The sequence below is a fragment of the Aggregatilinea sp. genome, from assembly GCF_036822615.1.
Taxonomy (GTDB): Bacteria; Chloroflexota; Anaerolineae; order Aggregatilineales; family Aggregatilineaceae; genus Aggregatilinea.
The window spans coordinates 1-23,568 of record NZ_DAISHJ010000080.1 but is presented as its reverse complement, the minus strand read 5'-3'; the positions used below and the strand labels follow the sequence as shown (position 1 = coordinate 23,568).

Annotated in this window: 20 protein-coding genes; 9 read left to right on the top strand and 11 right to left on the bottom strand. The window is 64.7% G+C overall.

Annotated elements, in window-relative coordinates; genetic code table 11:
* The 3 genes from V7116_RS18220 to V7116_RS18210 form a co-directional block, all read right to left on the bottom strand.
* Nucleotides 1-244, bottom strand: a 244-nt coding sequence (locus V7116_RS18220) for a HEAT repeat domain-containing protein (protein WP_324393392.1), incomplete at its 3' end; no start/stop codon positions are given.
* Between the two features lie 112 nt (nucleotides 245-356).
* Nucleotides 357-1,580, bottom strand: a complete 1,224-nt coding sequence (locus V7116_RS18215; protein ID WP_324393391.1) for a phospholipase D-like domain-containing protein — start codon at nucleotides 1,578-1,580, stop codon at nucleotides 357-359.
* Nucleotides 1,558-2,214: a hypothetical protein gene (locus V7116_RS18210; RefSeq protein ID WP_324393390.1), complete on the bottom strand. Its 657-nt coding sequence runs from the start codon at nucleotides 2,212-2,214 to the stop codon at nucleotides 1,558-1,560. Before V7116_RS18210 ends, V7116_RS18215 begins: the two co-directional genes overlap by 23 nt.
* A 245-nt stretch (nucleotides 2,215-2,459) precedes the next feature.
* Here V7116_RS18210 and V7116_RS18205 point away from each other — a divergent pair, with 245 nt between their 5' ends.
* Nucleotides 2,460-3,074 (top strand): SdrD B-like domain-containing protein, encoded by a 615-nt coding sequence (locus V7116_RS18205; RefSeq protein ID WP_324393389.1) that lies wholly within the window; start codon nucleotides 2,460-2,462, stop codon nucleotides 3,072-3,074.
* Between the two features lie 490 nt (nucleotides 3,075-3,564).
* Here the strand turns inward: V7116_RS18205 and V7116_RS18200 are convergent, their stop codons facing one another.
* Nucleotides 3,565-5,016 (bottom strand): PA14 domain-containing protein, encoded by a 1,452-nt coding sequence (locus V7116_RS18200; protein ID WP_324393388.1) that lies wholly within the window; start codon nucleotides 5,014-5,016, stop codon nucleotides 3,565-3,567.
* Between the two features lie 278 nt (nucleotides 5,017-5,294).
* Between V7116_RS18200 and V7116_RS18195 the strand changes: the two genes are divergently transcribed.
* Genes V7116_RS18195 through V7116_RS18185 form a run of 3 tightly spaced genes read left to right on the top strand, consistent with a single transcriptional unit; the run spans nucleotide 5,295 to nucleotide 9,081 of the window.
* A complete protein-coding gene (locus tag V7116_RS18195) occupies nucleotides 5,295-6,416 on the top strand; it encodes a glycosyltransferase family 4 protein (RefSeq protein ID WP_324393387.1) in 1,122 nt (373 codons plus the stop codon).
* A gap of 13 nt (nucleotides 6,417-6,429) precedes the next feature.
* Nucleotides 6,430-7,860 (top strand): sugar transferase, encoded by a 1,431-nt coding sequence (locus tag V7116_RS18190; RefSeq protein ID WP_324393386.1) that lies wholly within the window; start codon nucleotides 6,430-6,432, stop codon nucleotides 7,858-7,860.
* Complete coding sequence (locus V7116_RS18185; RefSeq protein ID WP_324393385.1) at nucleotides 7,861-9,081, top strand: YgeY family selenium metabolism-linked hydrolase; 1,221 nt, start codon at nucleotides 7,861-7,863, stop codon at nucleotides 9,079-9,081.
* 175 nt (nucleotides 9,082-9,256) lie between these two features.
* Here V7116_RS18185 and V7116_RS18180 read toward each other — a convergent pair whose 3' ends face one another.
* Nucleotides 9,257-10,549 (bottom strand): MFS transporter, encoded by a 1,293-nt coding sequence (locus V7116_RS18180; protein WP_324393384.1) that lies wholly within the window; start codon nucleotides 10,547-10,549, stop codon nucleotides 9,257-9,259.
* Between the two features lie 298 nt (nucleotides 10,550-10,847).
* On the opposite strand from V7116_RS18180, the gene V7116_RS18175 reads away from it, so the two are divergent.
* The 3 genes from V7116_RS18175 to V7116_RS18165 all read left to right on the top strand — a co-directional run bounded on the left by V7116_RS18175 (nucleotide 10,848) and on the right by V7116_RS18165 (nucleotide 14,396).
* Nucleotides 10,848-11,876: a thiamine pyrophosphate-dependent dehydrogenase E1 component subunit alpha gene (locus V7116_RS18175; protein WP_324393383.1), complete on the top strand. Its 1,029-nt coding sequence runs from the start codon at nucleotides 10,848-10,850 to the stop codon at nucleotides 11,874-11,876.
* A gap of 109 nt (nucleotides 11,877-11,985) precedes the next feature.
* Entirely contained in the window at nucleotides 11,986-12,972 is a 987-nt protein-coding gene (locus V7116_RS18170; protein ID WP_324393382.1) for an alpha-ketoacid dehydrogenase subunit beta, read from the top strand.
* 14 nt (nucleotides 12,973-12,986) lie between these two features.
* The gene (locus tag V7116_RS18165) at nucleotides 12,987-14,396 is read left to right on the top strand and encodes a dihydrolipoamide acetyltransferase family protein (RefSeq protein ID WP_324393381.1); all 1,410 of its coding nucleotides are present in this window, start codon (nucleotides 12,987-12,989) and stop codon (nucleotides 14,394-14,396) included.
* A gap of 356 nt (nucleotides 14,397-14,752) precedes the next feature.
* Here the strand turns inward: V7116_RS18165 and V7116_RS18160 are convergent, their stop codons facing one another.
* From V7116_RS18160 to V7116_RS25870, 5 genes are all read right to left on the bottom strand, one after another.
* Nucleotides 14,753-15,610: a hypothetical protein gene (locus V7116_RS18160; RefSeq protein WP_324393380.1), complete on the bottom strand. Its 858-nt coding sequence runs from the start codon at nucleotides 15,608-15,610 to the stop codon at nucleotides 14,753-14,755.
* Nucleotides 15,611-15,673: 63 nt separating this feature from the next.
* A complete protein-coding gene (locus V7116_RS18155) occupies nucleotides 15,674-16,483 on the bottom strand; it encodes a hypothetical protein (RefSeq protein WP_324393379.1) in 810 nt (269 codons plus the stop codon).
* A 27-nt stretch (nucleotides 16,484-16,510) separates the two neighbouring features.
* Nucleotides 16,511-17,497 carry a peptidylprolyl isomerase gene (locus V7116_RS18150; RefSeq protein ID WP_324393378.1) on the bottom strand — a complete coding sequence of 329 codons (987 nt, stop codon included), beginning with the start codon at nucleotides 17,495-17,497 and terminating at the stop codon, nucleotides 16,511-16,513.
* A 227-nt stretch (nucleotides 17,498-17,724) separates the two neighbouring features.
* On the bottom strand, nucleotides 17,725-19,383 hold the full coding sequence (locus tag V7116_RS18145) for a ribonuclease J (protein WP_324393377.1): 1,659 nt from the start codon (nucleotides 19,381-19,383) through the stop codon (nucleotides 17,725-17,727).
* A 217-nt stretch (nucleotides 19,384-19,600) separates the two neighbouring features.
* The gene (locus V7116_RS25870; protein WP_442891858.1) at nucleotides 19,601-19,816 is read right to left on the bottom strand and encodes a cold shock domain-containing protein; all 216 of its coding nucleotides are present in this window, start codon (nucleotides 19,814-19,816) and stop codon (nucleotides 19,601-19,603) included.
* A 466-nt stretch (nucleotides 19,817-20,282) separates the two neighbouring features.
* On the opposite strand from V7116_RS25870, the gene V7116_RS18140 reads away from it, so the two are divergent.
* Entirely contained in the window at nucleotides 20,283-20,606 is a 324-nt protein-coding gene (locus tag V7116_RS18140; RefSeq protein WP_324393376.1) for a stage V sporulation protein S, read from the top strand.
* Nucleotides 20,607-20,716: 110 nt separating this feature from the next.
* Here the strand turns inward: V7116_RS18140 and V7116_RS18135 are convergent, their stop codons facing one another.
* Nucleotides 20,717-21,418, bottom strand: a complete 702-nt coding sequence (locus tag V7116_RS18135) for a Crp/Fnr family transcriptional regulator (protein ID WP_324393375.1) — start codon at nucleotides 21,416-21,418, stop codon at nucleotides 20,717-20,719.
* Between the two features lie 130 nt (nucleotides 21,419-21,548).
* Between V7116_RS18135 and V7116_RS18130 the strand changes: the two genes are divergently transcribed.
* Nucleotides 21,549-23,456 carry a protein O-mannosyl-transferase family gene (locus V7116_RS18130; RefSeq protein ID WP_324393374.1) on the top strand — a complete coding sequence of 636 codons (1,908 nt, stop codon included), beginning with the start codon at nucleotides 21,549-21,551 and terminating at the stop codon, nucleotides 23,454-23,456.
* The last annotated feature ends 112 nt before the right edge of the window (nucleotides 23,457-23,568 follow it).

Below are 23,568 nucleotides of genomic sequence, written 5' to 3'. Positions count from 1 at the left end.
CGGACGGCGCGACCGGCCCCGGCGCGGGGATCGACGGCCCCTGCCGGTTGATCGCGCGCCACGCCATCTGCCGCACGCCGGAATCAGGATCGTTTTCGTACAGGTGCTCAAAGACGCGCAGCACGCGCGGATCGTCGATCATGCCGCTCAGGTTCATGATCCCGCGCTTGCGCTCTACCGGACTGTCGTTCCGCAGCAGTTGCAAGCTTTCGAGCACGTTAATCGCTGACGCTTGTTCCCCCATTCCCCCTCCCGCGGCGACGGTTTCCCGCCACGAAACGGATCGCTCCCGGTGCGATCCCCCTCATTGAGCGTGTGGTACAGCCTGCCGGAACGGTCCCGCGTGCCGTTCCGCTTTACGAGCAGTTCAAATCGGATGCAGAGACGACGGTTGCTTCATTCCACCGCGTCTGAAATTCCTGCAAATAGGCGCTGGCGATGGCGGCGTTGTGAATGATCAGCACGTTTTCGTCGTTGTTATCGGCGGCGCTCTTGGAGAAGTTGAACGATCCCATCACCACGATGTCGTCATCGATGATGAACACCTTGTGGTGGAACACGTCCGGGTTGCCGTCCTGCCGGACCTGAAGCCCGGCGCACATCATCGACTTGGTGTAGCTGCGCTGGCTGCGCTCGACGATGCCCATCACGTCCAGGTCGCCGGAGGCCGCGCGCTCGATCATGGGGTCCATCAGATCGGTGCGCGTCAGCACGAACGCCATGAACCGTACCGTATGCGCTTCATCGAGCAGTTCCGCCAGCCGCGTGGGCAGGTCGTGCCCGTTGGACGCGTTGCCTTCGGCCTCAAAGAACGTCTCGATCTGCGTGCCGTTGACGACGATGTCCGGGTTCGGGATCTCGCCGGGCGAGCTGGCCCCGAACTGGCCCGCGAACAGCTCGTTGAACTCATCCGTATAATTCTGCGCGAGCTGCGTGGAGCGGATCAGGATCGCGTTGTTGTTATTGTTGTACATGCCGTTGTGCGTGATGTTGGTCGAGCCGGTCCACACGTACAGCCCGTCGATCACGAAAAACTTGTCGTGCATGTACGCGTTGCGGTTGCCGTCCGAATTGACGGTGATGCCCGCGTCTTCGAGCTGGTCGAGCGTCGTTTCAGGATCTTCCAGGCCGTATTCGCCGTCGGTGACCACGCGCACCTGCACCCCGCGATCGTCGGCGCGGATCAGCGCGTCGGTGATGGGCTGTGAGTTGAACTCAAACGCCGCCATGTCCACCGTTTTTTGCGCGCCGTCGATGGCGGCGATGATCGCATTTTCGATAGGCGCACCCGTGAAGCGGCTCTCGTCCTCGGTGTTGATCGGCTGCGTGAAGTACAACTGGAACCAGCCGCCGTCATAGCCGCCGGGGATGGCCGTCAGGGTGGTCGTGGTGCTGCCGCCGATGTTGACGGGGGCGGAGGTCGGCGCGGTGGTGTCGTCCGTGTTGAGGACGTCGATGCCCAGCACGTACTGCGCCACGATCACGATCACCACGATCACGATGCCGGACACGCCGCCAATCGTGACGCGCTGGCCGTTGCTCGTCCGTTTTTTGGTGTTAGTCGATCGACTCTTGCTCATGCGTATCTCCTCGCCCGGGGAGGAATCCCGGGGCCGGGGGCGGGGCGCTCGGCGTGCTGCCGGGCGCGTCTGGACTGTCAGATGTGTCAGGTGTTCCGGATGGGTCTGGTGTATCGGGTGCGGCGGGCGCGTCGGGTGCAGCGGACATTTCGGGCTGGCCCGGTACATCCGTGCTGCCGGAAGGCGTGGCCCCGCCCGGCGTCAGGCGCGTCATGAGGCCCTGAAGCAGCTCGCCGTTGCTCTGCGACGGCTGCGCCGCGATCCACGCCGCGATCTCGTCATCGGAGAACGTGGGCGCGTAGGGGCCGTGCAGCTCGCGGCTGAGGTCGTTGATCTTGTGAAACGTGCGGGTCAGCCAGTCGGCGTCCTTTTTGGCCCGGTAGGTCACCACCCAGTTGATGCGCGTCATCAGCCTCGCCAGCGCATAGCCGGTTTCGGCGGCCTGTTCGGCGGAAGGGGGCGGTGTATCCGGCGCGGCCAGCCGCGCGCCGAGCGTTTTGGCCTGCGCCGTGCCCCAATCGATGAGCGGCATCGCTTCGTCGTCGTGCAGCCCTTCGCGGACCTTTTCGGATTCCGCGATGACGTCCGTGATCTGCTGGACCCAGGGATTTGAGTCGCCCGCTTCGGTTGGCATGTCGTGCCTCACTTTCCTAGCCCGCGACAAGCATAATGCAGAATGAGCGAAAACGGTAGCCGCCGCGCCGCGCAAAAAAACCGGGTTTCGAGCGCCGCGCGCAGGCGGGCGTTGCCTGTCCGGCGGGGAAGCGCAGTTGACAGCCCCTCTCGCCAGGGTATACTCACGAACGGTATCGCGGGGCGCTTATCGCGCGAGAATCACGTGAGGATGCGCAAGTCGTGAACCGATCCCTGAGTCGGCTTATGATTGTGTTATTGAGCGCGGTGCTCCTCCTGGGCGGGATGGGGCGGTTGCCCGCTGCCCGCGCGCAGGGTGATCCCGGCGCGATCTGCATTTCCACTTACGCCGATACGAACGGCAACGGCATCGCGGACGAGGGCGAGACGCCACTGGCGGGCGTGAACGTCAATCTGGCGACCGGCGGCGCGATCATCGCCACGCACATCACCGCCGCCGGGGAAGATCAGTACTGCTTCGATAACCTGCTGCCCGGCGTTTATACCCTGACCTTCACCGACAGCCCCACCTATCGCCCCACGACCTCGACCGAGGGCACGTTCGAGCTGGCGGCGGGTCAGCGGCTCGGCATCAACCCGTTTGGCGCGGTCCCGGTGTCGCCGGAAGACCTGCGCAGCGAGGTCGCGGCCAAAGTTGCCGCCTCCGATCCCGACGAGCCGCTCGCGCCGTCGAGCCGTCTGGTGGTGTCCGGCATCGCGTCGATGGTGGTGATGCTGTTCATGATCGCGGTGGGGGCGGTGGTGCTGAGCATGACGAGCCGCCGCCGTAAGGCGTCGCGCCGTCCACCGGCCAGCCCGCCGGGTGCGCCGCCGACCAACATCGCGCCACCAGCGCGTTAATGGCTTACTACGCCGCCCCGACGATTATGCGTCGGGGCGGTTTTTTATGTCCGCAGATCGCGTGTTTCCGTGTGACATCAGTAGGGCCCGATAGAAAAACGGGCGGAGCAAGCCCTGTCCGCTGAGCGCAGAGCCGGGTAGATTCACGCACATTTACACGCGAGTTTGGTCCCCACCGCGACCTCACCCCCGGCCCCTCTCCAATCAAGTTGGAGAGGGGAGACAAGCCATCTCGACGGGGGTGTAGGAGCGGGTTTCTAACCCGCCCTGGTTTTGGGATTTGACAGCCCGTAGGGGCAATTGCCACCTCACCAAACCATGTTTGGCGGGGATCCCGGTGAAAAACGGGCGGAGCAAGCCCCGCCCCTACGGATCATGAAGTCAGTGGACAAGCGAGAAATCAGTTCTTTTGCTCAAAAAGTGCATAACAGTCTCCATGCCCGTAGGGGCAATTCATGAATTGCCCCTACCGCGTGACGTCATGCTCTTTTTACCCCGTCACCGGGATGCGGTTGATGTCCACGCCGTCTTCGACCACCACGTAAAAATCGATCACCCACCCGACCTGACCGTTGTCCAGGATCTGCCACCACGTGTTGTCGGCGTTGCGGCCCACGATGGGCGCTTCCTCGCCGTAGCCCAGTGCGCCCACGACGTCGTACTGCGTGTTGGGGCCGCTGCGCACGTTCAGATTGGCGCGCGAGGTCAGCGTATAGCCGGTGGGCTGCGGCTGGACCGGGGCGGGTGTGGCCGTCGGCTGCGCGCCGACGACCGGCAGCGCCTGCTCGTTGTTCAGGCCCACGTAGCGGATGCTCACCCACCCGTTCAGGCCGTTGACGTTCAGCAGCAGCCAGTCGCCCGCCTGGTTGCGTCCCAGGATCGAGTACGTCTCGCCGCGATTGATCTTGGCGATCACGTTGGTGCCGGACGCGCTCGGCGCGTCGCGCACGTTCAGCCGCCACGCCAGCACGGTCGCGGTGGGGCCGCCGGGGACGGCGGTTGGCACGTTGGGCACGGGCGTCGGGGTCGGTTGGACCGGCGCGGGCTGGCCGGGCAGCACGCTGCCGTTCACCGAGGTGAAATCGACGTTGAGGAATGCCGTCGCCTCGTAGTACTCGATGCCGAGCGTATGCTGGCCCGCGCCGACCGTGAACTGGGCGGTGTAGGTGTCGTTGGTCGCGCCGTGCCACTGGTCGAGCACCGTGTTGCCGTCCACGAAGAACCGCACGCCGTCATCGGCGCGGATCGTCACGCCATACGTGCCGTTGAGCGTGAACGTGCCCATCCAGCGCGCGGACCAGAAATCGGCGGGCACGCCCGCCACCGGCGCGCCCGCGCCCCAGTTGTGCGACGGGCTGTTTTCGGCCCGCACGGCGACCGGATCCCCGGCCAGCGATTGGTTGCCGAAGTACTGCACGGTCCAGACGCCCATCTCGTAGCCGGTGCCGAAATCGGTGGGCGAATTGGACAGCGGGGCCCAGTTGACGAAGATGTACGCATCCTGGGTCAGCTCCTGGTAATCGATGCGCAGGTTGTGCACGCCCGCCGCCAGCGTCACCGATGCGCGCAGGGTGCGCCCCGACTGCGCCTGCCCGAAGGTGTCGATAGTGGGGGTAGGGGCGCGGTCGATGAACAGCCGCACGGCGTCATCGGCGCGGATGACGAACTCGTACGTGCCTCCATCCACGTAGACGTCCGTGGTGAAGCGCGCGCTGAACGAATCCGGCTGGATCGACGGATCGGGCGAGCCGGTCCCCCAGTTGAACTGGATATCCTGCGTTTGCATGGTGTAGGCCGGACCGCCGGACAGCGTGTTGTTGTTGAAGAACTGCGCCTGCCAGACCGTGCCGCTTTGGGCGGCGGCGTGGCGGGGCGCGGCGCTGAACAGGCCGCCGCCGGTTATCGCCAGCGCGACCAGCAGCGTCAGGATGGTGCGTTTCATGTTGGCAACTCCTTCCATTCGGTTACATTACAAAGCATGATCCATGCTGCAGTGCCGCGACGAGGTGTCGGGATTGTAAGCAGACCTTCTATTATTGTAATTATTGCATGATGCGCGCCCGGCATACAATCAGAGCGGAGGGCGCTGGCCTGATGATCACCCCACGATCGCTTGATGCTGCGGGGAGCGGGGCGGGTCACTTCTTGCTTGACCCTCCACCCGGCGGCAGGAGAGCGGTATAATCGCACACCATGCAATCGATGCGGTTCCACGTTGGCTTGAGTGCACATTTACTCGCGCACGATGCGGGCTATCGCAGTGCGGGCATCAGCGGGTACATCCACCACCTGATCGCCGCGCTGCCGGATGCCGATCCCGCGTTTCTGTATTCCGTGTTTACCGGAGCACAGGCCGCCCCGCCGGTACGGGCCGGGCTGGTCGCGCGGCGCAGCCGGTGGCATACCGTGTCGCCGCTGAAGCGTATCGCCTGGGAACAGATCGTGCAGCCGGTCGCGGCGCGGCGGGCGGGGATCGATCTGCTGCACGCGCTGGCCTTCGCCGGGCCGCTGCTTGGCCCCACGCCCCAGGTCGTCACCGTCTACGATCTCAGTTTCATCCACTACCCCGACGTGCTGCCCGTTTCGCGCCGCCTCTACCTGCGCCTGTTCACGCGGCTGAGCTGCCAGCGCGCGCGGCGCATCATCGCCATTTCGGACAGCACCGCGCGGGATGTCGCCGCCCAGTTTGGCATCGCACGCGATAAAATTGATGTCGCGCTGCCCGGCGTCACGGATCGTTTCCATCCGCTGCCCGCCGGTGACGTCGCGGCCTTCCGCCAGCGCGCGGGCCTGCCGGAGCGTTTCCTGTTGTTCGTGGGCACGCTGGAACCGCGCAAAAATCTGCCGGTGCTGCTGCGGGCCTATGCGCAGCTCCCGCCCGCCGACCGCGCGGCGGTGCATCTGGTGTTGGGCGGCGGCAAGGGCTGGATGTACGACGAGATTTTCCGCACCATCGAGCAGCACGATCTGGGCGCGACGGTGCATTTGCCCGGCTATCTCGATGAAGCGGACCTGCCGCTGTGGTACAATGCCGCCGACGCGCTGGTGTACCCGTCGGTGTTCGAGGGCTTTGGGCTGCCGGTGATCGAGGCGATGGCGTGCGGAACGCCCGTGCTCGTCTCGGACTCGTCTTCACTGCCCGAAGCGGCGGGGGATACGGGCTTTCTGCTGCCGCCGGACGGCACGGAGGCGTGGACCGAGGCGCTGGCGCGCGTGATTCACGATCCGGGCTGGCGCGCGGAGGCCGGAGCACAGGCCCAGGCGCGTGCGGCAGGGTTTACATGGTCGAATACGGCAGCGCAGACGGTCGCCAGCTACCGCTGCGCGCTGAATCATCTTTGAGATAGGGAACGGCATGGAACGGAATGCGTACAATTGGCCACGATGGTTTATGCCCGCGCTCGACGCAGTGTGGACGTTCGTGGCGTTTTTCGTGTCCTACTACATGCGCTACGAGATTCAGTTCATCCAGCCCGTCGATGAGGCGAACGCCGCGCCGTTTACGCCGTACATCCCCTATACCATCATCTTCGCCATCCTGATGATCCTCTTTAACCAGAGCGAAGGCCTCTACCGCGAGCAGCGCGGGCGGACGTGGTGGGAAGAAGTCTTCGACATCACCAACAGCGCGACCAATACCGCCGTGTTCATCATGGCGTTAAGCTTCCTGCTTCAGCCGCTCGTGTTCTCCCGCCTGTTGATCGTGCAAACCGCGATCCTGGTCGTGATTATCATGGGCGCGTGGCGGCTGGCGCTGCGCGAGATCCAGGCGCGGATGCGGGCGCGCGGCGTGGGGATCGAGCGCGTGCTGATCGTCGGCGCGGGGGCGGTAGGCCGCTCCGTGCTGCAAACGATCGTCGCCCGGCCCGACCTCGGCTATCAGGTGGTCGGTTTCGTGGACGACGACCCCGATCGCGGCTCGACCAGCATCGGGCGTGTGCCCGCGCTGGGCACGCTCGACAATCTGGCGCGCATCATCGACCGGCAGCAGGTCGATACGGTGATCATCACCCTGCCGTGGCACGTCCAGCGTAAAATCGTGGGCATCATCCGCGAGTGCGAGCATAAGCACGTACGCGTGCGCACCGTGCCGGATATGTTCGAGCTGAGTCTGAATCAGGTTCAGGTCGAAATGCTTGGCGGCGTGCCGCTGCTGAGCGTGGATGGCGGCAGCGACCTGCACCCCAGCAGCCGTCTTGCCAAGCGCGCGCTGGACCTGGCGCTGGTGCTGCTCACACTGCCTGTGACGCTGCCAGTGTTGGGCGTGGTCGCGCTGGCGATCAAGCTCGACTCGCCGGGGCCGATCTTCTTCGCGCAGAAGCGCGTGGGACTCAACGGGCGGATCTTCACCGTGTACAAGTTCCGCTCGATGGTCGTCGGCGCGGAGAAGATGCACTACAAGTTGATGACGCAGACCGGCAGCGATCTCCGCCGTCCCAAGGCGCCTAACGATCCGCGCATCACGCGCGTTGGTCACTGGATTCGCCGCTTCAGCATCGACGAGGTGCCGCAGTTGTTCAACATCCTCAAGGGCGATATGAGCTGGGTCGGGCCGCGCCCGGCGATTCCGGCGGAAGTGGAACTGTACGAGCCGTGGCATCGCCAGCGCCTGCACGTCATGCCCGGCCTGACCGGGCTGTGGCAGGTCAGCGGGCGTGACGAAGTGCCCTTCGAGGAAATGTGCCTCATGGATATTTACTACATCGAGAACTGGTCCCTGGGGCTGGATCTGCAAATCATCATGCGGACCATTCCCCACGTTTTGTTAGCGCACGGAGCGTCCTAAGTGGCTGGCCATTTTACGTTTCTGCACCAATTGGAGCCGGAATGGGCGACGGCTCAAGACCTGTACACATTCACCCAGAAGCTCATCCAGACGCCGAGCACTTCGACGCACGAGGGTGACGTCGCCGCGCTGGTGGCGGAACACCTGACCACGCTCGGTTTTCCGCACGTGCACGTCAGCCCGATGGGCTGCGTCATCGCCACGCTGGGCAACGGGAACGGCCCGACCTTGCTCTACGACGCGCACATGGATACGGTCGAACCGGCAACCGAGGCGTGGCCGCACCCGCCCTTTGACGGCGTGATCGAAAACGGCGCGCTGTACGGCCTGGGCGCGGTCGATATGAAAAGCGCCATCTCCACGATGGTTTACGGCGCGCGGCAGCTTTTGCCCTACCAGGACGAGATCGACGGCACGCTGGTGCTGGCGTTCGTCGTGCAGGAGGAGCCGTGCGAGGGCCTCGCCATCCGCACGGTCGTCGAGGAAGACGGCATCCGGCCCGACTACGTGCTGATCGGGGAGCCGAGCAACATGCAGATCAGCCGGGGGCAGCGCGGGCGCGTGATGTTCAAGGTGTCGGTGCGCGGCAAGTCGTGCCACGCCAGCCAGCCCGCGCTCGGCCAGAACGCGATTTACGCCGCGTCGCGGTTGGTGTTCAACGTCGAGCTGCTGGCCGATACGCTGCTGAAGGATCCGTTCCTGGGGCCGGGAACCATCGCCGTGACCGGGATAGAAAGCCGGGGCGCGAGCCTGAACGCGATCCCCGACCTGTGCAAGCTCTACGTGGACCGCCGCCTGACGCTTGGGGAGACGGTCAACGGGGCGCGCGCCCAGCTCGAAAGTATGATCGCGCGCGAGAACCTGCCCGCGACGGTCGAGATCACCACGTACGAGGAAGCGTCCTATACGGGGATGGTCCGCACCGCCCGCGAAGCGCACCCGGCCTGGGTGCTGGATCGCGCGCATCCGCTGGTGACGGCGCTTAGCCACACGATCCAGACTGTGCGCGGGGCCGCGCCGGAGATCACGCACTGGCCGTTTTCGACCGACGGCGCGTATACGATGGGCGAGGCGGGCATCCCGACCGTGGGCTTCGGTCCCGGCGATCCGAACCTGGCGCATACGCCGCGCGAAGTCGTGCGCCTGGACGATCTGAAGGCTGCCGCGCACGTTTACGCGGGCTTCGCGGCCATGATGCTGATGCCCGGTAAGGTGCGGTAAAGGGAAAAGCAGTTGTTAGTCGTTAGTTCGTAGTCGTTAGTTCAAGCGTAGAGTGGACGTGCCGGGGATCAGGGCCGCTGCGCTCAGCGGGCCAACCTCACCCCCGGCCCCTCTCCAACGCCCATTGAAGGGAGCGGAAGTGGACTTGTTCTGATTCTTGACTAACGACTAAAAACTATCCACTGATGACTGCGTTTTCGCGATGCGGCGAGACCATCCAGCGCAGGCACACCGCCAGCGCGACGATCACGAACATCAGCGCGCCCGCGAACACCGCCTCGTACCCCAATCCTTCGACGATCAGACCGCCCAGCAGCGGCGCGATCAGCAGCGACACCGCCGCCAGCGAGTTTAGCAGGCCGGAATAGATCGGGCGGCGCTCGTGCCCGGCGTAGATCACCACCCAGTTCATGAAGCTGAGCATCAGGCTCCCGCCGATGCAGCCCGACGCGATGAAGGCGACATACAGCGGCACGGGGCCGGTCACGCTGGCGAGCAGCGCCAGAAGGGGCTGCAAAACGGCCATGCCCAGCAGCAGCCGGATGAACAGCAGCAGGTGACGCTCGCCCAGCCACGACAGCAGCAGCGATCCGCCCACGTTGCCGAGCGTTTGCATCAGCAGCAGGTTGCTGACGGCCACACTGCTCGACATGCCAAGCTGCTCCGTGGCGAAGCCGATGTAAAATGGCGAGGCCATCGTCCACAGGCCGACCAGCAGCCGCGCCAGGATCGCCGCGCGGAACGGCGCGTCCGCACGCAGCACGCGCGCCAGCTCTGGCAGGTAGTCGCGCATGGCGGGCTGGACGTCGTGGGGCGTCGCGCCCGGCAGCTCCTTGATGAACGCCGTCGGCGGGACAGTCAGCACGAACAGCGTCCCGGCGATGGCGAACAGCAGCGCGTAATTATTGGGGAAGTCCGGCCCCTGGTCGCCCAGGATCAGCCGCACGACCGGGTTCAGCCCGATCATGCCCACGCCCACCACCGCCGTGCCCAGCCCAAACAGGCGCGCGCGGCGTTTGTCGTCGATGCTGGTCCCCATCAGATCCAGCCACGGCACGCCGACCAGCCCATCACCCAGGCCCGCCAGCGCGTAAAAGATCAGGAATGCCGCCAGGATGGTGGTCTTATGCTCCCCGCCGACCAGCACGATCACGCCGGACAGCGCCAGCACCAGCAACCGCACCGGAATGTTGGGGATGACGAACCACCACTTTTTGTGCGCCACCGTCAGCAGCCGCCGCGCGACGAGAAGCTGCGGCAGCAGCCAGCAGATGTCGAACAACTGCCCGGACAGGCCGATGATGATCTCCGAATCCGTCAGACCGCGCACGAAATCGGGAATGACCGTGGACGGCCCCAACAGGCCCATGCCCACGGTGAACACGATGAAGTCCCACATGAACAGGCGGTAATTCAGCCGGTAGGCGGCTTCACGCTCGGACGGGGAGAGCGCAGCAGGGTCTGCCATAGGGAGTACCCACTTCCACGGATCGAAGGCCCGCTGCAATTGTACGGGGCCGCGCGCATTCCGTCCAGATGCCCCGCTGCTTTCTTTCCGGAAAGAAAGCAGCAAGGAAAGCGAGAGAACAGGTGGCATGTGGGGGAGTTTTGGCATTTTGCATGAACAAAATGACTATAATATGGATAGGGGGTGGCATGGGATTGTACTTAGACTTTTGGACGACAACCTGTAGAGGCTGCCCTCATCCTGTGCCGCTGCACGCTTGTGTTCCCCCTCTGTGCAAAGGAGTATTCAGGAGAAACGAATGGCACAAAATCTTACACGCTCGCATCAGATTGACGATGCAGGGCTGGACCTGGATGCCGGGCTGCTGCACGAAATGTACCGGTTGATGGTCCTGGCGCGGCGCACTGACGAACGCACGTGGGTGCTGCACCGCCAGGGCAAGATCGCCTTCCACATTTCGGGCATCGGCCATGAAGCGATCCAGGTAGGCGCGGCGCTGGCTATGCGGCGCGGCTACGACTATGCACACCTGTACTACCGCGATCTGGCGTTCAACATCGCGCTGGGCTACACGCCCTACGAGTTTTTTCTGGCTGTCTATGGCAAGCAGGGCGAGACGACCAGCGGCGCGCGCCAGATGCCGAGCAACTGGAGCGCCCGGCGGCTGGGCATCGTGACCGCGTCCAGCCCGGTGGCGACGCAGGTCCCCCAGGCGGCGGGGCTGGCCCTGGCCAGCAAGCTCAAGGGCGAGGACCGTGTGACGGTCGTGTGCCTGGGCGAAGGCTCGACCAGCGAGGGCGACTTCTTCGAGGGCCTCAACTGGGCGGGCGTGCACCAACTGCCTGTGGTGTGCATCGTGCAGAATAATATTTACGCGATTTCCGTCCCCGTTCACCTGCAAATGGCCGTGCCCAACGTGGCCGACCGCGCGCCGATGTTCGGCATCGCAGGCGCGATCTGCGATGGCAACGACGTGGTGGCGTCCTACCGGACCATGTCCGAAGCGCTCGACCGCGCCCGGCGCGGCGGCGGTGCGACCCTGCTCGAAGCCAAGACGTACCGGCCCGTGCCGCATTCCTCCGATGACGACGACCGCACCTATCGCAGCCGCGAGGAGGTCGAGGAGTGGAAACAGCGCGACCCAATCAAGCGCTTCCAGGCGTACCTGCTGGAGCGCGGCCTGCTCGACGACGAGCAGATCGACGCCATCGAGCAGGAAGTCCGCGCGGAGATCGATGACGCCCAGGCGCGCGCCGAGGCCGCGCCCTATCCGCGCGGGGAGGATGCGCTGTTCCCGATCTTCGCCCCGCCCGATTTCGAGCAGTAGGTGGCCGTGCGTTTTTGGTAGGGGCGTATCGCAATACGCCCCTACGCGACAATGACCACCCCGAAAATTCCTTATTACCGGTTGGATCTGTTCAGGAGCGAACCAACGGATGCCTGAAATGACGTTGATCGAAGGCGTGCGGCAGGCCATGGACGAAGAAATGGCCCGCGACGAGCGCGTATTCATTACCGGCGAGGACGTAGGCCAGCGCGGCGGCGTCTTCCGCGCGACGCTCGGCCTGTTCGAGAAGTACGGCCCGGACCGCGTGATCGATTCGCCGCTGGCGGAGCTGAGCATCGTCGCGGTGGGTGTTGGCGCGGCGCTGGGCGGGATGCGCCCGATCTGCGAGATCCAATTCGCGGATTACATCTTCCCCGCCTTCAACCAGATCGTCAACGAGGCCGCGCTGGTGCACTACCGCTCCGGCGGGGAATGGGCCGCGCCGCTGGTCATCCGCGCGCCGTATGGCGGCGGCATCGGCGGCGGGCTGTACCACTCGCAGAGCGTCGAGGCGTACTTCGCGCACGCACCCGGCCTCAAGGTGGTGATCCCCAGCAGCGCCTACGACGCGAAGGGACTGCTCAAGGCCGCCATCCGCGATCCCAACCCGGTGCTGTTCTTCGAGCCGAAGAAGGGCTACCGGCTGATCAAAGACGTCGTGCCGAACGACGACTATATCGTGCCGCTCGGCGAGGCGAAGGTCACCCGCGAGGGCGGCGATCTGACCGTGTACGCCTACGGCATGATGCATTACTACGTGCTGCAGGCGGCGGAGATGGTTGCCCGGCAGGACGGCATCGAGACGGAAGTGGTCGATCTGCGCACGCTGGCCCCGCTGGACACGGCCACGGTGATCGAGTCGTTCAAGAAGACGGGCAAGGCGCTGATCGTGTATGAGGACAACCGCTTCCTGGGCTACGGCGCGGAGATCGCGGCGCTGCTGGCCGACGAGGCGTTCGAATACATGGACGCCCCGATCCGGCGGCTGGCCGCGCCGGACGTGCCCGGCGTGCCCTTCGCGCACACCATGCAGGACTTCTTCATGCCCAATCCCGACAAGATCGCCGCCGCTATTCGCGAGCTGGCCGAGTATTAGGGGGAGGGGACGACATGGCAACCGAAGTCATCATGCCCCAGATGGGCGAGAGTGTGGTCGAAGGCACGGTCGGGACGTGGTTCAAGCATGAAGGCGATCCGGTCGAGATCTACGAGCCGATCCTGGAAGTCGAGAGCGACAAGGTGACGTCCGAAGTTACCGCCCCCGCGAGCGGCACACTGCTGCGGATCTACATCGGGGAGGGGCGCACCGTGCCCGCGCGCACCGTGCTGGCCGTGATTGGCGCGCCGGATGAGGCCGTGCCAGACGCGCCCCCCAACGGACACGATGAATACGAAGCCGCCCTGCACGCCGCCGAAAGCAACCCCGGCACGCAGGCGGCGGATCGTGTGCCGGAGAGCGAGCCGGTCCGTCAGGGCGCCGGAGCGGGTCGAACTGCGCCTGCGCAGGCCGAGCGCATCGATCACAGCGCGGGGATGCCGCACGTCACGCCGGTCGTGGCGCGCATCGCCGCCGAGCACAACGTGGACGTGCGCCGCGTGAGCGGATCGGGGCGGGGCGGGCGTGTGACCAAAAAGGACATCATGGCCTACCTCGACCAGCGCGAGGCCGCGCCTGTGTCTGCGGCGGACGAGGATCTGCCGCCCTGGGAGCGCCCCGGTACGGGCGATCTGTTCAAGCCCACCGACGACCTGTACCGTTCGGCGGCGACTCCCGCTCCGGCGAGTGCAGCGCCCGCCCCGTCGGATCACGTGCACAAAGCGCCGCCCGCGCCCGGCCAGCCCGGGGAGCTGGTCCCGCTGACGCCCATGCGCCGCCGCATCGCGGAGCACATGGTGCAGAGCAAGCTGCGCACCGCGCCTCACGTGACGACCGTCTTCGAGGCGGATCTGAGCCGCGTGGTTGCGCACCGCGAGGCGCACAAGGCCGAGTTTGCTGCGCGCGGGGTTAACCTGACGTTCACCGCCTACTTCATGGCGGCTGCCGCCGAGGCGCTGCGCGCGCATCCTGCCGTGAACAGCCAGTGGACCGACGACGGCATCCGGCTGCAGCGCGACGTGAACATCGGTATGGCGGTCGCGCTGGACGAGGGCCTGATCGCGCCCGTGATCAAACACGCCGACGAGCTGTCGCTGGCCGGGATCGCGCGGCAGGTGAACGATCTCGCCGCCCGCGCCCGCGCCAACGCGCTTACGCCCGACGAGGTGCGCGACGGCACGTTTACCATCACCAACCACGGCGTCGCGGGCAGCCTGTTCGCCACGCCGATCATCAGCCAACCGCAGACGGGCATTTTGGGCGTCGGCGCGATCCAGAAGCGCGTGGTCGTGCTGGACAACGACGCGATCGCCGTGCGCCCGATGGTGTACCTGTCGTTCTCGTTCGATCACCGCGTGCTGGACGGTGCGTCGGCGGACTGGTTCGTCGCGGCCATCGTGAAGCGCCTGGAAGCGTGGGAATAGGGGTACAAAAACGGGGCGAGTCGTGAATCGCCCCTCCGAGAAAACGTTCGTTGACTGTAGGGGCTGGTTTCTAACCGGCCCGTTTTTTTCCAAATACGGGACGCGCTCGACATAACACGCTGGGGTCGATAACCGTAGGGGTAACACTCGCCCTACCCGGATCTCCTCACAACGGGCGATGCAAGCATCGCCCCTACGGAAAAGCGTGCACCTGGATGACGTGGTGAGCGGCCTCATCTGGCGGGGATAAAGGCAGGGCGGGTTGCAAACCCGCCCCTACAAAACCCCGGTTGGTGGGGGTGAGGTGTTTTTTACCGTTGCTAAGAACTGGAAACTGACGACTAAAAACTGCTTTTTTAGTACGCGTGATTCTGCACGAACTCGACGACGGCGACGTTCGTGGTGCACGTATCGCCCGTTTCCACCGTGATCGCGTCGGAGACCGCGCCGCCCGTTGCGCCGAGCAGTTGCAGCGTGTATTCTCCGGATTCCGGCGTCGTGCCCACCTGGAACTCGAACCCCGCCAGTCCCCAATCGGACGCGCCCCCCGCGAACTGGACCTGATTGAAGCTCGTCCCCTGGATCTGCACCGCCAGCCCTGGCAGCGGATCGCCGCGCAGGTCGGTGACGGTCCCCGCGATGCTGAGCCACGCACAGCCGTCGTTGTTGGCGTTCGCCTCGTAGGTCACTTCCGACGCGGTAAACGGGAACTCAGAGCGGGTCGGCTGCGGGATCGGCGTGCGCACCGGCTCGCCGTTCACCGTGTTGCCGCTGCCATCGTCCAGCGGCGCGTCGGCGGGAGAGGTTGGGCCGGGCGTCGGCGTGTGCTGCGATCCGAGCGGCGTCGCGCCGGGCAGCACCGGCGTCGCGGAGACGGTTTCCGTCGCGGTGGGCGTCGGTGTGTCGGACGGCGTCGGCGTGATACTGGGGGTCGGCGTCTCGCTCGGCATCGGTGTGACGCTCGCGCTGGGCGTGATGGTCGGCGTACTGGTCGGCGTGAAGGTGGGCAGCAGCGCCAGCGGCGGCACGGTGGGCGGCGGGAACGGGTTGATCGCACTCTGCGGATCGTTGAGGACCAGCACCACGAACGCGATCGCCGCGACCGTGCCCGCCAGGAATACGACCGTGATCAGGTCGAGCAGAACTGTTGATCGCCGCTGCCGCATGCTCTCGTTCCAGGCTCCTGCTAAAAACAACGCGGGGCGTATCGTCACATACGCCCCCTTGTGTTCGACTGTTGGAAGGACCGCCCCAGGCGATCCGCACGCGGGACGGCGCTAGCGCGTCCGCACGAAGTTCACCAGCCCCAGGTTCTGATCGCACGTACCGGGGAACACGATCTCCACGCTGGGCGACATCTCGCCCTGGTTCGCGGACCATAACTGCACGGTATAGGTGGCGCTGGCTGGCTGCGTGCCCAGCCCGATTTCCCACCCGGACGGCCCGTACGCGCTGTTGGTCCCGCTGATGGTGTACTGCGCGTTGCCCGACGCGTCCATCACGCGAATCTGCACGCCGATCACCGGGTCGCCGTTCTGATCCACCACCTGCCCGCCGACGCCCTGCCAGGCGCAGGCCAGCCCATTGGCGAAGTTATCGCGCACGGTGGGCGTGCCCGGCTGGAGGATGAAACGGTACGGCGAATCGGTCGGCGTGGCGCTCGGCTCAGCGCCGGACGGCTCCGGCGTAAAGCTCGTGGTGGGGGCCTCTGCGATGGGAGCTTCCGCAACGGGGGCCTCCACGGACGCATCGACCGGGCTGGGCGTAAATGTGGGCCGCGGCGCAGACGTGTTCGTGACGGTCGGCGTCGGCGTTTCGGTGTCGGTCGCGGTCGGCTGCGGCGTCTCGGTCGGCGTGCTGGTCCAGTCCGGCGTATTGGACGGCGTAAAGGTCGGGATGAAGGGCCGCGTAGGCGTGATCCCCAGATCGAGCACCGAAGTGGGTGGGATCGTCGTCGGCTCGGGAGCGAAAAACGGTGGCGTCATCGCGTCTGACATGATGCCGATGATCAGCACCAGCACGATGATCGTCAGGGCTGCAAATATGAACGAAATGATATTAAAGAGGAGGTTGCTCCCCGTGCCCATCCGGCCTTTTCTCCCCCCAGGCGATGATTAACCGCCGGCGCTGCTGATATGCTCTTCGATGATCGCCGCGCTGCGCTGCGCATCCAGCCAGTTGAGGAACGTCTGCTCTTTCTTGCGGGCCAACGAGGCCTGATCGAGCGGGCGGTCTTCGACGACTTCGAGCGTCTGCACGACGTGATATCCCAGGCTGCTGTGAACGGGTTCTTGCGAAAGCGTGCCCGCGGGCAGCGCGAAGATCGCGTTTTCGACCTCCGGCTGGAGCAGGTCGCCAATGCTCACCCACGACAGGTCGCCCCCGCTGGCGGCGGTCGAGCTGTCGAGCGAATACTGGAGCGCGAGCTGTGCGAAATCCGCGCCCTGGTTCAACTGGTCGATGATGGCGCGCGCGGTGGCTTCGTCCGCCACCAGGATGTGCCGCGCGTGCACCTGCGTCGCCATCGGCGACACGTCGGCGGTGACGGCCTCGCTCACGCGGGTCCACAGCAGCATGTCGCGGATCGCTTCGCGGTATTCGTCCACGGTGTACATCTGCGCCGCCACCAGATCTTCGAGCGTCTGGTCGTTCTGCTGCGCGATCTGTTCCTGGATCGCCAGTTCGGCGTCTACGTCTTCGTCGGTGACTTCGATGCCCTGCTGCGCGGCGTACTGCTCGATCAACACCTGATCGATCATGCTTTGCAGCACGGACTGGTCGAACGCGTCGGCGGTGGCAGGCTCGATCGTCATGCCCATCGCGCGGCGGTTGCGTTCCGTTTCGAACTCCGCGACCAGGATCGGCGTGCTGTTGACGGTCGCCAGCACCGGATCGACCGTCGGCGTGGCGGCTTGGGCCGCTGCCTCGGCGTTGTCGCTGCCGCTGTCGTCGGAGACGTTCACGTCCGGCGGCGCAGCGTTGGCTGCGTTAGACGCTGCCGGAGACTCTTTCCCGGCGCAGGCTGCCCCCGCGATCATCAGCGCGACAGCCAGCAGAAGAAGCTGAACGGTACGATACCAGCGAGCTTGAAGTGGGCGCACGATGGGTCCTTCCCTGTTAAGCGAACGGATCGCGGCAGGCTGGGCGAACACGCGTCACCGTCTGCCATGTGCGCGGCTTAGTGTATAGCCATTCGCCCTTATTATGCAACATGCCTCGCCGCGCGCAATGGGACCAGAGGGGGAAAAAAGACCGCCGGAGCGGGTTTGGCACGGCTCCGGCGGTTGGAAGGTTACACGATTGGAATCGAGCGCGGGGGGCTGGGCGGCTACACCTCGCGCACGTAGGCAAACACCATCGGGCGGCGCTTGGTCTGGTTGTAGAACATCTTCGACAGCGTGTCCTGAATGTCGTTCGCCAGCCCACTGGTGCCCTTGTGCGTATCGACGATTTCTTCGATCAGCCGCTGCGTGCTTTCGATCAATTCGGAGGCGTCGCGCAGGAACACGAACCCGCGCGAGATGATCTCCGGCGCTTCGACCAACTGGCCGCTGTCCCTGTCGATCAGCACGATGGCGATCAGGAAGCCGTCGCGCCCCAGCGTCTCGCGGTCGCGCATGACGATCGGGCCGATGTCGCCCACGCCGGACCCGTCCACGAAGACGTAGCCGCCGGGGATACGCTCGCCTGCCGACATGTGCTGCGGGGTGAGCAGGATCTCCGTCCCGTTTTCGACCACGCACGTATTTTCCGCCGGGATGCCCAGATCTTGCGCAAGCCTGGCGTGGCTGTGCAGGTGGCGCAGCTCGCCATGCACCGGGATGAAAAACTTGGGCCGGATCAGGTTGATCAGCAGCTTCAGTTCTTCCTGGCTGGCGTGCCCGGAGACGTGCACCGGCGCGATGGCGTCGTAAATCACGTTCGCGCCGCGCTGGATCAGCTTGTTGACCGTGCGCTGCACCAGTTCTTCGTTGCCGGGGATGGGGTGGGCGGACATGATCACCGTGTCGCCGGGGATCAGGTCGAACTGGCGCTGGTTGCCATAGGCCAGCCGCCCCAGGACCGCCGACGGCTCGCCCTGCGACCCCGTGACCATGATCACGACTTCGTTCAGCGGCAGCTTTTTGGCCTGCTCGATGTTGATCAGAATGTCTTTGGGCAGGTCCAGGTAGCCGAGCCGCGACGCGACCTTGATGTACTCGGTCATGCTGTACCCGGCGACGGCCATTTTGCGCCCGTAGCGCTGTGCGGCGGTGGCGACCTGCTGGATGCGCGAGATCAGCGAGGCGAAGGTCGCCACGATGATCCGCCCTTTGGCCTCGCGGAACACCTTGTCGAATCCGGCGTCGATGGTCGCTTCGGAGGGCGTCCAGCCGGGGCGATCCGCGTTGGTGCTGTCCGACATCAGCGCCAGCACGCCGCGCTTGGAAAACTCGGCCAGCCGGGCGAAATCGGTCGGCCAGCCGTCCACGGGCGTGTGATCGAACTTGAAGTCGCCGGAGTGCACCACCAGCCCGACCGGGGTCTCGATGCCCAGCCCGACCGAATCGGGGATGCTGTGGCAGACGTGGAAGGTCTCGACCAGGAACGGCCCCAAATCGAGCAGATCCCCGGCCTGGAACACGTTCAGGACCGCCTGATCGTGCCCGGCCTGGGCCATCTTGACTTCGAGCAGCCCGGCGGTCAGCGGCGTGGCGTACACCGGAACCGGGATCGCGTCCAGCACGTGCCCGATCGCCCCGATGTGGTCTTCGTGTCCGTGGGTGATGACGATGCCGTGAATGGTGAGGTCGTCGTTCAGCCGGTCGGCAATGTAGCGGAAGTCGGGGATGATGTAGTCGATACCCAGCATGTCGTTTTCGGGGAACATGATTCCGGTATCGACGATGATGCCCTCATGGTCGTACTCAAACAGCGTCATGTTCTTGCCGATCTCGCCTAAACCACCGAGCGGAATGATCCGCAGCGGCAGGGGCTTGTCGCTCATACATAAACTCCTCTAGGGACGCACGGCGTCCCTGACTCTTGACCGATAGGTAATGTTGACCGTACCCAAGCAGCACCCTGGCCGGATGCCGCGAAGAGTCAATGCATGATGGACGGACGTTCAGGCGGCGTGCAGCAATACCGCGCGAGGCAGATTACGAAGGGTTGTTCATGCAGCGTGGTGAGCGAGAGCAGTGGCGAAGTGCAGCAGGCCGGATTTATTCCTGCTGCACGCACACGGCATATAACCCGCGGCGCGTTTCTTGAAGTTGGAAGGTGACCGTTGCGCCTCTATGTAATCTTCTGACGCCTTCTCCACGGATGGAGGAGTAACGAACGAGTGCCTCGCGTCCGTCAGGCATCTCGATTATACCAGTACCTTCAAAGGTATTGTACGTCTTAACGATGCCTTGATAACGTTCCGTGTCGATCATAACTGCCATAAGATTAGTACCTCGGGATCGTTGATGTTGGCTTCGGTCGTTAAGGATATTTTATTATACCTCAACGTTTTGCCCCATATATGAAGTGTTAGGGAATCATAAATCTCGGTCGACTTCAAATCGATTTGGAGCATGGTAGACAGTATAGCAGAACTGGCAGCAAATGGGCAGTCCCCAATTTTAATCGTTTCAACAACCGGGTTTGGGCATCCCACACGCTCGCAAAACGCCGCCAACAGCTAATAAATGCAAGGGCGCTTATTTTTTATCATATAAATATAGTATTTTTGAAATAAAATACGAATACCAGACGCTTACACAATTGTAAAAATGCTTCAATGACAAGTGATTGGATTGGCTGGTGAAATACTGTACAATGAAAGGCTAAAGATGTTCTGCATCCTTCTTCGCACGCTTTTCATTTAAGGGATTTTGTTAAGATCCAGAAGGGGCTACTATGCAACCATCGTATCCTTCAAGTCTGGCTCCTGAGGAGATCGCCTCTGACGGGCACGAACCGGTCGATGTGATCAAAGTTTCCGCTCGCTCCCGGTCCACGGCAGTTGCCGGGGCTATTGCCGGGGTCGTCCGCGAGCACCAACGCGCTGAGGTTCAAGCCATCGGCGCGGGGGCCGTCAATCAGGCCGTGAAAGCCGTCGCTATCGCGCGCGGCTACCTGGCCGAAGACCAGATCGACGTCATCGTGATCCCGTTTTTTACCGAGGTGACGATCGACGAGCAGGAGCGCACAGCGGTCCGCATGATCGTCGAACCGCGGTAGCAGGCCGTTCATGACCTGCGAACTCACTGCTAAATAGGCACGCGGCCTCCGTTCAGAGGCCGCGCTTGTTGCATTCCACTTCCCTGCTTACGCCAAACCGATCTGTGCCGCTAGTCCTCGCGTTTCGCCAGGGCTTTCAAGGCGTCCACGTCGTGCAGCAGGAAGCGGCGGCCACCGGTCAGACCGATGATGCCCTGGCAGCTCCAGTCGTGCAGCACGCCGGACACCCATTCTTCGTCCGCGCCGATGGACATCGCCACGTCTTTCACGCGCAGCGCCGACGTCACCAGCCCGGAATCGATTCGCCCGTCGCGTTCGGCCAGGAACAGCAGCACGTTCGCCAGCCGCTGCACGTTGTTATCGACCGGGGCGGCGGTTTCTTCCGGCGCAGAGAGGGATAATCCCGCTTCGAGGGTGCGGGTCAGGCGCAGCACTGCGTCGATTTGCCCGTGCAGATAGCCTTCGATCGCCTCGCGGCTGAGGGCCAGCAGCGTGCTGTCTTCGAGGGCCTGCGCGCTGGTGACAGCGCGCGACGCGTCGCCGGATGAGGGCAGATCGCCCAGGAGATCGCCGGGACCGGCGGTGCGCACCACCGTATCGTCGCCCTGCCCGGTCTGGCACTTCAGCACGATATTGATCTGGCCGGACTGCACGATATAAAGCGTATTGAGCGGTTCACCTGCGCGATATACGGCGTCGCCTTTGGTCACGGTGACGGACCGCAGCATCCGGCGCAGGATATCGAGATCGGATTCGGATAGTCCGGCGAGGGCCGGGCTGGTGGGCAAGCTCAATGAAGCCGCGTTGGACATACTTTCTCCTCCACAGAGTAAATTCTCCTCTATGATAACAGACTCTGATTAAGGCCATGTTATAATTCGCCGGGTTTTTTAGATGCATTTTTGTACGTTCTTGCGCGGATTGCACCCCACGGAAACGGATTTGACCGCTATCGCTACCCACGGCCCTTCCTCACGCTCTCGCGCGGCGTTATACCGCCTGCTCGTGCCGCTGGCCGCGCTGATCCTGATCGCCGCTTACGGCTCGACGCTTCAAACACACGTAAACGGCAGCTCGGACGAGTATATGCTCGACGTGGGCGAGATCCAGGTGGCGCTGAACGCCTGGGGGACCGTGCATTACACTGGCTATCCCCTGTATACGATCCTCGGCAACGGCTTCACCCTGCCTCTGCGCGCTGTGGGCCTGGAACCCGCCGCGGCGGCCAGCCTGTACGCGACGGCGTGGGGTGCGGCGGCGCTGATCTGCGCCGGGATGCTCGTCTGGGGGCTGACGCGCCGGGCAGGGCTGGCGGCGTTGGCGGCGCTGCTGCTCGGCCTTACGCGCTCGGTCTGGATTCACAGCAGCATCGCGGAAGTCTACGGCATGAGTCTGGCGATCACCGCGCTGATGCTGCTGGTCGCGCTGTGGCCTGCGCCCTGGCAGGGCGTATGGAGCGCGCGGCGGCGCTTCCTGATGCTGGCGCTGCTGGGCGGGATCGGCGTGGCGCATCACCGCGCGGTGGCGTTCGTCGCGCCGGGGCTGTTCCTGGCGCTGTGGCCCTATCGCCGCGACCTGCTGGATCGCTGGCCGCGCACGCTGATGCAGGGGAGCGCGCTGGCGGCACTGGGCTTCGTGCCCTACGCCTATCTGCCGCTGCGCGCGCACCAGGGCAGCGCGTGGGTCTACGGCGATCCCGGCACGTGGCGCGGCTTCTGGCAGCAGTTCACGGGCAAAGAGGCCGATTACCTCGTCACGCTGCCCGGCAACACAGGCGGGCTGCTGGACGACGCGGCGGACATCGCGCGGCTGCTGGTCGATCAGCTCACGCTGCCCGGCCTGCTGATCGCGCTGGCGGCGCTGGCCGTCGCCGTGACGATCGCGCCACAGCGCCGCGCGGCACGCGTGCTGGCCCTGGCCGGGGCGGGGCCGCTGATCTTCAGTGTCGCGTACCATTCCGCCGTGCTGCCCGGCGCGATCCTGATGCCGGTGGTGCTTGTCCTGGTGCTCGACGTGGCGCTGGCGGCGGACTGGCTGCTCGTCCGGCGTCCCAGGCTGGGCGCGGCGGCGCTAGCCGGGCTGCTGATCTGGGCGCTGCTGTTGGTGCCGTTCAACCGGGACTGGATTCGGACCCGCACCACCGATCGCAGCGGCCAGGAGATGATCGACCTCGTGGCACAGATTCCGCGCGAAGGGCGTGTGACATTTACGCTGCCCTGGGGGCCGCATTACGAGGCGGCGGCCTATTCGCGGCTGGTGACAGGCGAGAACCGCGACGTGAAGATGGTCTATCACACGGCGAATTACGCGGATCTGCTGGCGCAGGACTATCGCCTTTACACCGCGCCGGAGGCGTTTTACGTCTTCCCGCCGGAGTGGTGGCGCGCGCGTCTGGGCGGGCTGGGCCTGACCTCGGCGGGGCCGGGGTTGGTGGAACTCTCCGCCGCGCCGCAGATCGCCGGGCCGGGCGATCCGCCCGTCGATCCGATCGTGTATGGCATTGGGCGCGCGGACGCGTGGCTGACGTGCGACGCGGACACGATCGCGCTGCACGTGATCTGGCAGGCGGTCGAACAGCCCTCGGCCAATCCGAGCATCTTCGTGCACCTGACCGGGGAGGAGGTCGCGCCGGTTCTGGCGACCGCCGATCGCAGCGCGCCGGTATATGGCTTTTACCCGTTCACGGCGTGGTCGCCCGGCGAGCGCGTCCGCGACGACTTCACGCTGCCGCGTCTCGCGGGTGGGACGCAGGTGCGCTTCGGCCTGTACGAGCAGGACGCGCAGGGCCAGTTCGTGAATTATGGCGAGACGGCGCTGCCCGTCGCGGCGTGCGATACGGGCGCGGAATGATCGGGGCGCTGGCGCGGGGGAACACCGTAATCGGGTTGTGGGGAAACCTCACCCCCGGCCCCCTTTCAAGGGTAGGTATTTCATTCTAGGGAGCATCAGCCCACGCATAAGG